Origin of the sequence: Hymenobacter baengnokdamensis (genome assembly GCF_008728635.1) — a bacterium.
Taxonomy (GTDB): Bacteria; Bacteroidota; Bacteroidia; order Cytophagales; family Hymenobacteraceae; genus Hymenobacter; species Hymenobacter baengnokdamensis.
The window spans coordinates 2,524,805-2,538,481 of record NZ_CP044285.1 but is presented as its reverse complement, the minus strand read 5'-3'; the positions used below and the strand labels follow the sequence as shown (position 1 = coordinate 2,538,481).

The window sequence follows — 13,677 nt, the reverse complement described above, 5'->3', positions numbered from 1 at the left end:
GAGCCGACATCACTAAATCAGCCCGTTTTTATGTTGGGTAGCCCGTTGCGAATCGGGCAGCTGCTTTTTCCATCCTACCACCTGTAGCCACTGGGAAAAGCTAAAAAAAATATAAATTCTTACATATTTATTAATCAGTTTCATCCAATTGCCAGAGGCTACCGGACACCAGCGAAAATGCTGGTCCTAATTCAAATGTGTTAGAGCAATATGGTGGGACGATGCCAACGCTTTACAGCTTATGTTGGCACGCTGGATAATACAAAGCAAGCGCAGCTACATTAAATTGGCATGAAATGAAAATATTTTGCGCGGCAGCGCGCCGGTCGCCATGCGTGTTTTAGCTACGCTGCGCCCGCAGCCAAACCGCTACTTTTGAGTACTAATTCCCTGCTATTCTTCATGACCACCTCCCCCACCGATGACCACCTGCGGTTTCCGATTGGCCGGCCGCATCTGCCCACAGCACCGCTTACGGCCGCCGGTCGCGCCCCCTACATCCAGCAGCTGGCCGAGCTGCCGGCGCAGCTGCAGGCCGCTGTGGCGCGGGCCGGCGCGGAGCGCCTAGAGCTACCCTACCGCCCCGGCGGGTGGACCGGCCGCCAGGTAATTCATCACCTTGCCGACGCGCATCTCATCCTCTACAGCCGCTTTCGGCTAGCGCTCACGGAAGACAACCCGACCGTGCGGCCCTTCGATGAGCAGGGCTGGGCCGAGCTGCCCGACGTGGCCGCTACGCCGCTGGCCGTGTCGCTGGCTCTGCTCGAAAGCCTGCACAGCCGCTGGGTAATGCTGTTGCAGCACCTGAGCGAGGCACAATGGCAGCGCACTTTTTACCACCCGCGCTACCAAACCACCAGCACGCTGGAGCAGGCGCTGGTGCAGTACGCCTGGCACGGCCGCCACCACCTGGCTCATCTTCAGCAGCTGGGCGCTTAGGCGGGCTCCGTGCTGGTTTGCAGCTGGGATTACCGTCGGCCGGTGCTTGGCTAAGGTAATGGGTGAAGTTGCGGATAGTAGTGTAAATTTCGCCGATGCTTTTCCCACTCCGACCGCTTGCCTTTTGCAGAATCGGCTGTCTGCTGGCTTGCCTGCTTTTAGCTATCAGCCGGCCAGGCCAGGCCCAGAATGCTCCGCCCGAGCACCCCAAAGTCACGCGGATTCTGTTTTTGCTCGACGCCTCGGGCTCGATGATGGCCCCCTGGGAAGGCACGCCGCGCTGGGAAGTGGCCAAGCGCCTGCTGGCCAAGATGGCCGACTCGCTCAATGCCTACCCCAACCTGGAGCTTGGCCTGCGCGTGTACGGCCACCAGCACGCCAATGCCGAGCAAAACTGCGAAGACTCACGCCTTGAAGTTCCCTTTGCGCCTAAGAATGCCGCGGCCATCAAAACGCGGCTCAAGACGCTGAAGGCACAGGGCAACACGCCCATTACCTACTCGCTGGAGCAATCGGCCAAGGATTTTCCCCTGGATAAAACCTCGCGCAACGTGCTGCTGCTCATCACCGACGGCGTAGAGTCGTGTAAGGGCGACCCCTGCGCGGCCTCGCTAGCCTTGCAGCGCAAGCGGGTTTTCCTGAAGCCCTTCGTAATTGGTATCGGGGCCGAAAAGGATTTTGGCCGGTCGCTCGAATGCCTGGGCAAGTACTACAACGCGGCCGAGGTTAAGACCTTCCAGACCGTACTCAACGATGTAATTGCTCAGACATTGGCTAAAACCACCGTGGCCATCAACCTCACCGATGAGGCCGGCCGGCCGGTGGAGTCGAACGTCAACATGACGTTTGTCAACAACGTGACCGGGCAGCCGGAGTACAACTACGTGCATTACCGCGATGCCCAGGGCAAGGCCGATGTGCTCGACATCGACGCCCTACAGACCTACGATTTGGTTATCAATACTGTGCCGGCCGTGCGCCAGCCCAACCTGGTTATCCGGGGCGGCAAGGCAAATGTGCTGACTTTCAAAATCCCGCAGGGCACCTTGGTATTGCAGCCGGCTACTATTACGCCCAACCCTTACGGCGGTGCCGTGCAGGCCGTGGTGCGGGCGCAGGGCAGCGCGACTACCAGCCTGGCCCTGCCCTTCGGCAGCCGCCAGAAGCTGCTGGCCGGCAATTATGAGGTCGAGATACTCACATTGCCGCGCATCGTGCAGCGCGTGAGCGTGCGCCAGGGGCAGGCTACTACGGTGACGTACGCCGCGCCCGGTACGCTCAACATCACGTCCGACCTCAAAGGCTTCGGCAGCCTTTACAAGCTCAACGATGACGAGTCGCAAACCTGGATTTATAACCTGCCCGAAAGCAGCAGCAAGCTCAACCTGGCCATGCAGCCGGGCGCGTACCGGCTGGTTTTTCGCACGGCTACCAGCAACGCCAGCAAGTTTACCGACGTGCGCAATTTTACCATTCGCTCGGCTCAGACTACTTCACTGAGCATTTTTGGGCATTAAATAGAGAAGCATGTCGGACAAGCAACACCCCCTTCTTGATAATATATTACCACGCGCAGAGTTAGTTAGCTGCATATTGACAGTGCTCGGCTTGGGGCTGAAATATTTACTATTCCCTACTGGCAATACCTTACTGCTCGTTGGGCTTGTTACGCTGGCAACTGTTCAGTACCTGCGCGCTTTTGCCCCTGTTGCCGGAGTTGATGAGTCCTTGGGTTTCGACTACGTGCCGGTAAACTCGCCGTCGCAGCAAGCATTTACTCACTTATTACTCCCCAAAATAAAGGGCATCGCTAGCGCAGTTACGCTAATAGGTATTCTTTTCAAGCTGCTTTTATGGAAAGGCGCGGCGATAATGTTGCTGACTGGCGTTCCAGCGCTCGCTCTGATAATTGCTATACAGCTAGCCACCGGTACGCTGCCTCGCTTAGACGCCTGCATCACCGCCTTAGGAATAATAGTTTGGCTGGTACCTGCTGATACCTTCATACAGCAATTTTATCGTGACGACCCGACGCTGGTTGATAAGATGATTTACCAACAGCATCACCCCAAAGACCCAGCTGCGGCCGCAGAGGTAGTCCGGCTGCTGCACGCCCGGCGCACACATTAGCAACAAGGATTAAACCTGCGTCCTTCCTCGTCGTCCAACCTGCACTTTCGCCCCCGCTCCGCGTTTGGAAGACCACGAAATCCTCGCCAAGTTTCAGCATCCGGCCAGCCGCAATCTGGCCTTTAATCAGCTCGTGCGCAAGTACCAGCAGAAGGTGTATTGGCATGTGCGGAAGATGGTTATCGACCACGACGATGCCGACGACCTCACGCAGGACGTCTTTGTGAAGGTGTGGAAAAATCTGGAAAACTTTCGGCAGGATGCCCAGCTTTTCACCTGGATTTACCGCATTGCCACCAACGAGTGCCTGAGCTTTTTGCAGAGCAAGCGGCGCAAGTTTTTTTTGCCGCTCAACGATGTGGGCGCCGAGCTGGCGGCTAAAGTCGAGGCTGACCCCGCCATTGCGGGCGATGAGATTGAGCTGCGGCTGCAAAAAGCCATTCTGCGCCTGCCCGACAAGCAGCGTCTGGTATTCAACCTGCGTTATTACGAGGAGATGCCCTACGAGCAGATGGCCGAGGTAACCGGTACCAGCGTAGGTGCCCTGAAGGCCAGCTACCACCACGCCGCCCGCAAAATTGAGGAATACGTTACTTCTACCGACAATCTGGCCTCAACTCCCGACGAAGCCGATTAAACCTTACCCTCGTTCTTCCATCCAACATTCATGAAAACGCCCTTCCGCCTTGACCAGCATCCGCGTCGCTGGCCGCAGCCGCTGAGCTCCCCGCCGCCCGGCTACTTCGAGCAGCTACCCATGCGGGTAATGGCGCAGGTGGCCGCCCCGGCTCCTCGCCCGCTACCGCTGGCCTGGCTGCGGCACGCCCCGGCCTACGTGCGCACTGGCCTGGCTTCTACCGTGCTGCTGGGTACCTTTGCCGCCTCGCTGTGGCTGGGGGGCTCTTCGCTGGGCAATGCGCCTAGCACCACCGCCACGCTCGACACTGTATCGCAACAGCAGCTGCTCGACTACCTCAGCAGTGGAGAGGTGCACGTTGATATGCTCGACCTAGCTGAGCTGCCGGCCCATCACCTGGGCATCACCAGGCAATACCTAAAGCCTTCGCCCAGCGAGCTGACTGAGGCGCTAGATGCCCAACCTGCCGACGAGGCAGGAGTTTTATAATTTATTTGCTATATATGAAAAATACACGTTCTTTCATCTTGGCCGGTCTCACGCTGCTTGCGCTGGCTACTGGCCAGCCGGCACGGGCGCAGGGGCGGGGCCGGTTTCAACAGGGTGGCGCGCGTATTAGTCAGCTCGATAACGCTAAGATTGCCTTTATTACCTCGCGCCTCACTCTCACGCAGGACCAGGCCCAGCGCTTCTGGCCGATGTACAACGAGTTTGTAGCCCGGCGCCGCGAGCTGGGCCGCTCGGCCCGCCTGCTGCGCCGCGACGCTGACAACCCGGCCCTGACCGACGCGCAGCTGCGCGACAACTTCAACCAGGACTTTGCCATTAAGCAGCAGCAGCTCAACCTCGAAAAAGACTATTTCGATAAGGCTCAGAAAGTGCTCACGCTGCGGCAGGTGGCCCAGCTCTACCAGGCTGAGCGCGATTTTACCAAGGAGGTGCTGAAGCGCGTAGCCGGCCAGGCTGAGCCGCCCTTAGGCACCGGCCAATAGCGCAGGCGACCCCGGCGGTACCTTTGCGGGCGTTATGCTTACGCCCCGCCAGCTTTTCCTGCGCCACCAGGCCCAGACGTCCGAGTTCCCGCTTTTACTGGAGATTGAGCGGGCCGAAGGCGTGTATATGTATACCCCCGAAGGCCGCCCTATCCTGGACTTAATCTCCGGTATCGGGGTCAGCAACGTGGGGCACCGCCACCCCAAAGTACTGCAAGCCATTCAGCAGCAGCTGGATAAATATCTCCACCTGATGGTCTATGGGGAGTTGGTGCAGGCCCCTCCGGCCCGGCTGGCTGCGGCGCTGGCCGCTACCCTGCCGGCCCCGCTCGACACCGTTTACTTCACCAATTCGGGGGCCGAGGCCATCGAGGGCGCGCTAAAGCTGGCCAAGCGCCACACGGGCCGCACAGGCCTGGTTTCGAGCCTCAATGCCTACCACGGCTCTACCCACGGCGCGCTGTCCATCACGGGCTCGGAGAGCTTCAAGAACAGCTATCGCCCCTTGCTGCCCGATGTTACGCATCTGCGCTACAACGAGCTGGCCGACCTGGCCCTTATAACTGAGCATACGGCCGCCGTTATTCTCGAAACTGTGCAGGGGGAGGCCGGGGTACGGCTGCCATTGCCCGACTACCTGCCCGCCGTGCGCCAGCGCTGCACGGAGGTGGGCGCGCTGCTTATCCTGGACGAGATTCAGTGCGGCTTTGGGCGCACGGGCACCCAATGGGCCTTCGAGCAGTTTGGGGTGGTGCCCGATATTCTGGTGTGTGCTAAGGGCATGGGCGGCGGCATGCCGATTGGCGCATTTATCTCCTCGCCCGAAATCATGGTGGGCTTCCAGACCAACCCCATTCTGGGGCACTGCACTACGTTTGGCGGGCATCCGGTGAGCTGCGCGGCATCGCTAGCTACGCTCCGGGTCATTCAGGAAGAAAATCTGCTGGCGGGCGTAGCCGGCAAAGCCGAGCGCCTGCGGCGGCAGCTGGTGCACCCGGCCATTCGGGAAGTACGTTATTGCGGCCTGCTCATGGCCGTGGAGTTTGCTTCTTTCGCGGTGCTCAAGCCCATCATCGACCGCGCCCTGGCCCAGGAAGGTATTCTCACCGACTGGTTTCTCTTCTGCGATAATTCGTTGCGCATCGCGCCGCCCCTCACCATTACCGAAGCCGAGATTGACGCCGCCGTAGCGGGGCTGCTGCGGGCGATAGTGTAATGGGGCAACAGGCCAAGGAAGCTATTAAGATATAGTAAGGAGTTCAATCATACGATTTCTTCACTTTATACTTGCTTTACTTCCGGCCCATTACCCCATCACCTTTTACCGCTGCGGCAGAGCATTGTAATTCAGAAACGAAAGGCTTTCTTCCTTGATGCGGTCGCGCGGCACAGCGTCTTTTACTCCCTGTGAAATCTTGCGCACCAGAATGCCCACAATGGCTTTGCGGAAGCCCAGCTTCTCGGCCATCATGATGCAGAAGTCCATTTCCGTTTCGTCCACGATGCCGTCGGCCAGCATCATATCAACCAAGTCGAATATCTGGTCGAACCGCTCCGAATCGTTCGTAGGCAAATCAGAGAGACAGTTGGTTTGGCCCGCTACCAGCTTGCGTACATCGCTGGCCGACACGCCATTCTTTTTGCCCACGGTGATGATGAAGTTCATTTCGCGTTCGTCGACGTTACCATCGGCTTTAGCGAGGGCCGCGAGGTTGCAGAGGTGGCCTTTTATTTTCTTAGCCTGCTCGTTTTCGAAAAAACCAAACATAAGGGTGCGGGTTGAAGGTGGGCGATGAGATAGCGAAAAGTAGGTATGAAACACCTAATAACCAAGTGTCTGCTGGCTACTATTGCCTACCTATACGTAATATCCGGAAAAATGTCGGGCCCAAATAACCTGGCCCCTGCCGGTAAGTGCCCTTGGCGTACGACCTTTGCAGGGTTTGCGCCTACCCAGCGGTAGCGCCGGGCGATTTAGCTGTCTTTTGACCATGAAGAGAATTGGAGTTTTTACCAGTGGGGGCGATGCGCCCGGCATGAATGCCTGCCTGCGCGCGGTGGTGCGGGCCGGGGTATATCACGGTATTGAAGTATACGGCATAATGCGCGGCTATAGCGGCATGATTAAAGGCGAGTTTGTGCGCATGGATTCGGCCTCGGTGTCGAATACGGTGCAGCGCGGCGGCACCATCCTGAAATCGGCCCGCTCGCAGAAATTCATGACCAAGGAAGGCCGCCAACAGGCTTTCGACCAGCTGGTTAACCACGGCATTGAAGGCCTGGTGGCTATTGGCGGCAACGGTACGTTTACGGGGGCCACCATTTTTGAGAAGGAGTTCGGCATTCCGACGGTGGGCGCGCCCGGCACCATCGACAACGACCTCTACGGCACCGACTACACCATCGGCTACGACACGGCCGTGAACACGGCGCTGGAGGCCATCGATAAAATCCGCGATACGGCCGACTCGCACGACCGCTGCTTTTTTGTGGAAGTAATGGGCCGTGACTCGGGCTACATTGCCATTCCGTGCGCCATCGGCGGCGGGGCCGAGATTGTGATGGTGCCCGAAACCGCCATGAGCGTGGAGGCCGTAATTGAAACGCTGCAAGCCAGCTACAAGCGCAACAAAACCTCGTTTATCGTTATCGTGGCCGAAGGCGAGGAGGAAGGCAACGTACACCAGGTAGCCAAGCGCGTGAAGGAAGCCATTCCGCAGCTCGATACCCGCGTCACGATTGTGGGCCACATTCAGCGCGGAGGCTCGCCCACGGCCGCCGACCGCCTGCTGGCCTCGCAGCTCGGTATCGCGGCTGTCGAAGGCCTGCTCAATGGCATGAAAAACGTGATGGCCGGCATTGTGGACCGCAAGCTCATGTACACGCCCTTCGACGATACCATCAACAAGCGCAAGGTCATCAACCAGAGCTTTATGCGGATGGTTGAAATACTTTCGGTTTGAGCTAATGAGTAATGGGTAGTGAGTAATAGGTAATATCGTTCCAAACGTTTAGTACAGATACCCATCTCTCATTAGCCATTATCCAATTCCACCCACGCATACGCCGCGTCGCGGCGCAGCCAGGTGAGCTGGCGCTTGGCATAGTGGCGCGTGTTGCGCTGAAGCAGACGCACGGCCTCGGCATAGTCGTAGTGGCCGTCGAGGTAGCCGAACAGCTCCTGGTAACCTACCGTTTGCAGCGCCTGGTGGTGGCGAAAGGGCAACAGCGCCTCCACTTCAGCCAGCAAGCCCGTGTCGAGCATCTGCACAACCCGCTGGTCGATGCGCTGATACAGCGCTTCGCGGTCGCGGCTCAGGGCCACTTTCACCACCCGAAACGGCCGGCCGGCGGCCGTAGCCGCTACGGCCGCCGGCCCCTTATGAAAGCTGGAAAACGGCCGGCCGGTACCGCGCGTAATTTCCAGGGCCCGCAGCACCCGCTGATGATTTTGCAGGTCGAGGCGGGCGTAGGCGGTGGGGTCGGTACGCGCAAGCTCGGCCACCAACGGCGGCAAGCCCAGCGTTTGCAGCTCGTGCTGCAGCTGTTGGCGCACAGCAGCCGGCACGGCCGGCAGCTCATCAAGGCCATCGGTGAGGGCCTGCAGATACAGGCCCGAGCCGCCGGTAGCAATCACTACCGCATGCCGCGCAAACAGCCGCGCCAGCAGGGCATCGGCGTCGGCAGCGAAGCGGCCGGCGCTATACTCCTGCGTAATACTGTGCGAGTCAACGAAGTGATGAGGCACGCCCTGCATTTCCTCGGCCGTGGGCTTGGCCGTGCCGATGCTCATCTCCCGAAAAAACTGGCGCGAGTCGGCCGAAATAATCTCGGTGCCCAACTGCTTGGCCAATGCCACCGTGAGAGCCGTTTTGCCCACCGCGGTAGGGCCGGCCACGGCCAGCAGTACGGGGCGCGGGTCGGCAGCAGAAGGCGCAAGTTGGTCGAGCAGGTAAGTCGGCAGGCGCATAGTATCTCTGAGCAGCTTATAAAAATATTCCCCGGTATTAAAAGCAGGCTTTTAGCACAAGCCCAGGGTAGCGTACAGGCTCAGCAGCGTTTTTTCCTCGTGCTGCCAGCACCATTCTACGCGGGCGCGGCGGCAGTTGGCCGCCAGTTGGTGGTAGCGCGGGCCCGGCTGGCCATCGGGCAGCAGCCGGGCCAGGGCGGCGGCCAGCGTGGCGGGGGCAAGGTCGGGCACCAGCTCCGCCACTTCATACTGCGCGTTGAGGGCACGGTATTCGGGAAAGTCGATGCACAGCTGCGGAATGCCGGCCTGCACGTAGTCGAAGAATTTGTTGGCCAGTGAGTAGTAATAGCTTTTGCCTATATTCTCCAGCAGCATGATGCCCACGGTAGCCTGGGCGGTGAGCGTGCGCAAGGCCGGGGGCAGCACGTAGCCTTTGAACTCAACCTGCCCGGCCGGATTTGCCTCGGTCGCCAGCAGGCCCAGCCGCGCAGCCTGCTCGCGCAGCGCTACCGAGCAGTCGCCTTCCCCGCAAATGACGAGCCGGGCCGGCACCTGCGGCATGGCCGTGAGAAGCTCGGCTAGGCCGCGGCCTACGTTCAGGGCGCCTTGGTAAAGCAGAAAAACCGCGGGCTTCGCCAGCCCGCTAGCTGCTGGCTTTTCTTCCTCGCCCTGGCCCATCGGCACGTTGCGCACCACGCCAAACGGGTAGCCCGGATGACGCTGCTCAAACAGCCGCGCCAGGGCCGGCCCCACCGTGTAGCGCAGCCGGGCACGCGGCACCACAAAGTTTTCGACCCATTGCCAGATGCGCTGCACGCCCGGCCGGGCTACCACCTCCGGCACTTCGGTAAAAAACTCGTGGGCATCGTACACAAATGGCTGGCCGCCAAGGCGGGCGCGCACCCAGGTAGGCAGCGCCGCGTCGAGGTCGGCACAAGACCAGGCGGCCGCGTGCTGACTTAATAAATATATTAAAATCCTTATATTATACTCCAAATAAAATAGCTTGCCCTGCTGAAACCAGCCGCGCAGGCGATGCTGCGCATACGGCTGGGGCCCCAACGGCAGCGACGCCGGCCGCTGCCAACCCACGAGCAGTACCTCGTAGCCGGCGCGGGTCAGGCTGGCGCAGATGCGCTGCATGCGCTGGTCGTAGCTAAGGTCGGTGGTGACGGCAAAAACCAGGCGCGGGCGCGGCGTGGGCAGGTCCGGCGGGGAAAAAGTAATGGGCACGAAGCAGACAAAACGGCGCAGCCGCCGTAAATTCAACCCAAAACTAACCTTGCGGCGGCCCAAATCGAAACCAAGTGCCCCGGCCTGCGTTTGCCAACTTAATATGCAAGTGAATTCCTCGGAGCCGTTGGTGCCGGCTACCGCGCTCCTGCTCGACCAGCTGCAACTCGCTTACTTGGTGCTCGACCGCGACGGACGGATAACGGAAGTAAATGAAACGCTGGCACGGCTAACGGGCTACTCGCCCGCCGACCTGACAGGCCAGTATTACCATCAATTGCTCACGCCGCCTGCGCAACAGGCCGAGCGGCAGCTGCACCTGCAAGAGGTGATGGCTGGGGAAAGCACTTGCCAGGCCTACTACGAGCTCGAAGTGGTTACCAGCAGTGGTAGTATTCTCGTTATTCAGTGGCAGTCGAATATACTATTTGATGCCCAGGGGCGCGTGGCCGGCCTGTGGGCGACCGGCTATACGCTGCGCAGCCAGCAGCCGGTGGCTGCTGAGCTGGGCAATCCTACCATCCCGGAGCCCTCTTACCTGCGAGAGTTTTTCGATAGCTCGCACGACCTGATTTTACACCTGAGCGCTACCAACAACCTGCTTTTTATTAACCGGGCCGGCCAGGAAAAGCTGGACTATACGGAGGAGGAGCTATTGGGCCGCCCGCTCACCGAGGTAGTACACCCCTACTACCGCGCCAAGCTGCTGTATCAGCTGCGCCGCCTCTACGAAGGGCAGGCGCTCAATAAGCTCGAAACTGTGCTGCTGACTAAGGCAGGCCGGCTGGTACACCTCATTGGCTCGGTGAGCAGCGAGCACCAGCCGGGCCGGCCGCCCACGGCCCGCGCCGTGCTTCACGATATCACCGACCGCATCAAGGCCGAGCGGCTGCAGAAGGTTTACTACAGCATTGCCAACCTGGCCATCTCGGCCCACGACCTGCCCGCCCTCTACGGAGCTATTCACCGCGAGCTGGGCAAAGTAATTGAAACCAATAATATATTCATTGCCTTATGCGATGATGCCCACACCGAGCTGCAGTTCGTGTATTACGTCGACCAGCACTCGTATTTTGAGCAGGGCGACGGACGGCCGTTCTCGATGGGCATCACGGAGTATGTGATTGAGCAGGGGCAGCCCATGTTTTTTACCCAGGCCGACCTGCTGCGCCTCATGCGCACCGGCGAGATGACGGCCTTTGGGCGGCTGCCGGCCGTGCTGCTGGCCTCGCCGCTAAGCGTGGGCGACCGGATTATCGGCGTACTAACCGTACAGGAATACGACCGCGCCGACCTCTACACGCCCGCCGACCTTGATATTCTGCATTTTATCTCGGGGCAGGTAGCACTGGCCATTGACCGCAAGCGCCAAGAAGAGCACCTGGCCCGCCAGAATGCCCGCCTGAACGCCATATTCGAGAGCGGCAGCCGCCTGATGTGGAATATCGACCGGCAGGGCTACCTGGTATCGTTCAACCACAATTATGCGACCTTTTACAAGCAGCGCAATGGCACTGTGCCGGTGCAGGGCCTCAACCTGATTGACAACGACGCCATTCAGGGCGATGAGCCCACCCGCGCGCTGTTCAGAGAGGGCTACCAGGCCGCCGCGCGGGGCGAGTCGCGCCATTTTGAAGTATCTATTCCCATGCCCAAGGGCGCCGCTGTCTGGCTGAGCGTGGCGCTGTCGCCCATTTACCTGCCCGACGGCTCGTTTGAAGAGATTACGGCCCAGGCGCAGGACATTACGGCCGATAAGAACTCGCAGCTCATCCTGGCCGCCCAGGAAGAAAAATTCCGCTCCATCTTCGAGTCGTTCCAGGATATCTATTACCGCACCGACCGCGAAGGGCGCTTTACTATTCTAAGCCCGTCGGTGCGCGAAGTAATGGGCTACAACCCAACCGATGTGCTGCGCGGCCGCATTGAGGATTTTTACTGGCAGCCCGACCAGCACCCGCTGCTGCTGCGGGCGCTGGCTACCAACAACGAGCTGCGCAACTTCGAAACCCAGCTGCGCCACCACGATGGCTACCCGGTAAGTGTGCTCATTAATGCCCGGCGCACGCCTTTCGGCACGGAAGGCATTGCCCGCGACATTACCGAAATCCGCCGTATTCAGGATGACCTGCGGCTGGCGAAGGAAGAAGCAGAGGCCGCCTCGGCCGCCAAAACGCAGTTTTTGGCGAATATGAGCCACGAGCTGCGCACCCCAATGAACGGCATCATCGGCATGATTGACCTGCTGAGCCAGACGCCGCTCAATGCCGAGCAGGCCGACTATGTCGATACGCTGGGCACTAGCTCGGAGGCGCTGCTGACCATTCTGAACGATATTCTGGATTTGTCGAAAATTCAGGCGGGCAAGATGCGCCTTCAGGAAGCGCCGCTGGCACTGGCACCGATGCTCGACCGCCTGAGCGCCCTGTTTTCGTACCGGGCCAGCCAGAAAAACATCCGGTTTACTTACCTGCTCACGCCCGATATGCCGGCTTTTGTCGTCACCGACGAAACCCGCCTGCTCCAGATTCTGGCCAACCTGGTGGCCAATGCCATCAAGTTTACGCCCCAGGGCACGGTAACGGTGGTGGGGTCGGTGGTGCGTACCGAGGGCGAGTTCTGCACGCTGCGCTTTGCGGTGCAGGACTCGGGTATTGGCATTTCGCCCAACGATGCGGCCCGGCTCTTTACCAGCTTTACCCAGCTCGACACCACTCCCAGCAAAGCCTATGGCGGCACGGGCCTGGGGCTGGCTATCAGCAAGGAGCTGGCCGAGCTGCTGGGAGGCACTATCGGGGTGCTGTCAAACACCGGCGAAGGCAGTATTTTCTGGTTTACTATCCGCTGCCAGATATCGGCTATGGCTCCGGTGGCTGAGCCGACGCCGGAGCTGCCCGCTATTGCGGAGCCTACTGCCAGCCAACGCCCTCGTATTCTGCTGGTTGATGACAACGCCATTAACCAGAAGGTAGCCGCCCGCCTGTTGGCCAAGCTGCACTGCGAGGTTGATGTAGCCAGCGATGGCTACGAAGCCATTGCCCGCGCCACCGCCCCCGGCGCGGCCTATCAGCTTATTCTGATGGATATCCAGATGCCGGGCCTCGATGGCATTGCCGCTACCCGCGCTATAAAGGCCCAATTGGGTGAGAGCAGCCCGCCCATCGTAGCCATGACGGCCTACTCAATGGCCGACGATGCCGCCCGCTTTGTGCAAGCCGGCCTCGACGACTACCTAGCCAAGCCCGTCAAACACCAGCAGCTGGCCCAGACGCTGGCGCGCTGGACTTCTACGACTGTTTCCGTGGCTGTGCCGACGGCCTCGCCGGTAGCCGTTACGATTATTGACCCTGAAGTGCTCACCCAGCTGCACCAGCTTGCCGGGGAAGGGTTTGCTGCCGAGCTGTATGCTGAGTTTGTGACCGAAACCAGTGCGCTGCTCACCGAAGCTGACGCCCGCTGGCAGGCGCTCGACCTGCCGGGCCTGCACCCGCTGCTGCACCAGCTGAAAGGAACCGCCGGTACCCTGGGGCTCACCAGCCTGGCTGCCCAGGCCCTGCTGCTGGAGCAGACAATTAAGCGCCACGAAACCCGCAGCCTAACTGACGGGCTGGCAAAGCTAAACCAGCTTTTTCAGCACTTTGTGACCCATTATCCCGCTTTGCTTACTGCCAAAGCATCTTCCTCAACAGGGTAATTTGTGGCTCTACTTATTTTATCACTTATTATTGCTTGCGTCCAACTATCTTTTTTTCCTCCTCTCTACCTCTTCTACCTTC

The 13,677-nt window shown here is 59.7% G+C and carries 12 protein-coding genes; 9 read left to right on the top strand and 3 right to left on the bottom strand.

Annotated features, from left to right (window positions below; genetic code table 11):
* Positions 1-375: 375 nt before the first annotated feature.
* From F6X24_RS10800 to F6X24_RS10770, 7 genes are all read left to right on the top strand, one after another.
* Positions 376-939, top strand: a complete 564-nt coding sequence (locus F6X24_RS10800) for a YfiT family bacillithiol transferase (RefSeq protein WP_229725032.1) — start codon at positions 376-378, stop codon at positions 937-939.
* 95 nt (positions 940-1,034) lie between these two features.
* Positions 1,035-2,456 carry a vWA domain-containing protein gene (locus F6X24_RS10795; RefSeq protein WP_151088006.1) on the top strand — a complete coding sequence of 474 codons (1,422 nt, stop codon included), beginning with the start codon at positions 1,035-1,037 and terminating at the stop codon, positions 2,454-2,456.
* Positions 2,457-2,466: 10 nt separating this feature from the next.
* The gene (locus tag F6X24_RS10790; protein WP_151088005.1) at positions 2,467-3,069 is read left to right on the top strand and encodes a hypothetical protein; all 603 of its coding nucleotides are present in this window, start codon (positions 2,467-2,469) and stop codon (positions 3,067-3,069) included.
* A gap of 64 nt (positions 3,070-3,133) precedes the next feature.
* On the top strand, positions 3,134-3,706 hold the full coding sequence (locus F6X24_RS10785) for an RNA polymerase sigma factor (protein WP_151088004.1): 573 nt from the start codon (positions 3,134-3,136) through the stop codon (positions 3,704-3,706).
* Between the two features lie 30 nt (positions 3,707-3,736).
* Positions 3,737-4,195, top strand: a complete 459-nt coding sequence (locus F6X24_RS10780; protein ID WP_151088003.1) for a hypothetical protein — start codon at positions 3,737-3,739, stop codon at positions 4,193-4,195.
* A gap of 14 nt (positions 4,196-4,209) precedes the next feature.
* Complete coding sequence (locus F6X24_RS10775; protein WP_151088002.1) at positions 4,210-4,698, top strand: hypothetical protein; 489 nt, start codon at positions 4,210-4,212, stop codon at positions 4,696-4,698.
* Between the two features lie 34 nt (positions 4,699-4,732).
* Positions 4,733-5,914, top strand: coding sequence for an aspartate aminotransferase family protein (locus tag F6X24_RS10770; protein WP_151088001.1), 1,182 nt, complete (start codon positions 4,733-4,735; stop codon positions 5,912-5,914).
* Between the two features lie 105 nt (positions 5,915-6,019).
* Here F6X24_RS10770 and F6X24_RS10765 read toward each other — a convergent pair whose 3' ends face one another.
* Entirely contained in the window at positions 6,020-6,466 is a 447-nt protein-coding gene (locus tag F6X24_RS10765) for a tellurite resistance TerB family protein (protein ID WP_151088000.1), read from the bottom strand.
* Positions 6,467-6,689: 223 nt separating this feature from the next.
* Here F6X24_RS10765 and pfkA point away from each other — a divergent pair, with 223 nt between their 5' ends.
* A complete protein-coding gene (pfkA, locus tag F6X24_RS10760; RefSeq protein ID WP_151087999.1) occupies positions 6,690-7,661 on the top strand; it encodes a 6-phosphofructokinase in 972 nt (323 codons plus the stop codon).
* Between the two features lie 71 nt (positions 7,662-7,732).
* Here the strand turns inward: pfkA and miaA are convergent, their stop codons facing one another.
* Positions 7,733-8,668, bottom strand: coding sequence for a tRNA (adenosine(37)-N6)-dimethylallyltransferase MiaA (gene miaA / locus F6X24_RS10755; protein ID WP_151087998.1), 936 nt, complete (start codon positions 8,666-8,668; stop codon positions 7,733-7,735).
* 51 nt (positions 8,669-8,719) lie between these two features.
* The gene (locus tag F6X24_RS10750; protein WP_151087997.1) at positions 8,720-9,901 is read right to left on the bottom strand and encodes a glycosyltransferase; all 1,182 of its coding nucleotides are present in this window, start codon (positions 9,899-9,901) and stop codon (positions 8,720-8,722) included.
* A gap of 103 nt (positions 9,902-10,004) precedes the next feature.
* Between F6X24_RS10750 and F6X24_RS10745 the strand changes: the two genes are divergently transcribed.
* On the top strand, positions 10,005-13,595 hold the full coding sequence (locus tag F6X24_RS10745; protein ID WP_191906291.1) for a PAS domain S-box protein: 3,591 nt from the start codon (positions 10,005-10,007) through the stop codon (positions 13,593-13,595).
* Positions 13,596-13,677 lie beyond the last annotated feature (82 nt).

Bases quoted from the DNA above. Each gene is read 5' to 3' on its own strand.
- F6X24_RS10795 (WP_151088006.1), top strand. From the start codon at position 1,035: ATGCTTTTCCCACTCCGACCGCTTGCCTTTTGCAGAATCGGCTGTCTG.
- F6X24_RS10790 (WP_151088005.1), top strand. From the start codon at position 2,467: ATGTCGGACAAGCAACACCCCCTTCTTGATAATATATTACCACGCGCA.
- F6X24_RS10780 (WP_151088003.1), top strand. From the start codon at position 3,737: ATGAAAACGCCCTTCCGCCTTGACCAGCATCCGCGTCGCTGGCCGCAG.
- F6X24_RS10775 (WP_151088002.1), top strand. From the start codon at position 4,210: ATGAAAAATACACGTTCTTTCATCTTGGCCGGTCTCACGCTGCTTGCG.
- F6X24_RS10770 (WP_151088001.1), top strand. From the start codon at position 4,733: ATGCTTACGCCCCGCCAGCTTTTCCTGCGCCACCAGGCCCAGACGTCC.
- F6X24_RS10765 (WP_151088000.1), bottom strand. From the start codon at position 6,466: ATGTTTGGTTTTTTCGAAAACGAGCAGGCTAAGAAAATAAAAGGCCAC.
- pfkA (WP_151087999.1), top strand. From the start codon at position 6,690: ATGAAGAGAATTGGAGTTTTTACCAGTGGGGGCGATGCGCCCGGCATG.
- miaA (WP_151087998.1), bottom strand. From the start codon at position 8,668: ATGCGCCTGCCGACTTACCTGCTCGACCAACTTGCGCCTTCTGCTGCC.
- F6X24_RS10745 (WP_191906291.1), top strand. From the start codon at position 10,005: ATGCAAGTGAATTCCTCGGAGCCGTTGGTGCCGGCTACCGCGCTCCTG.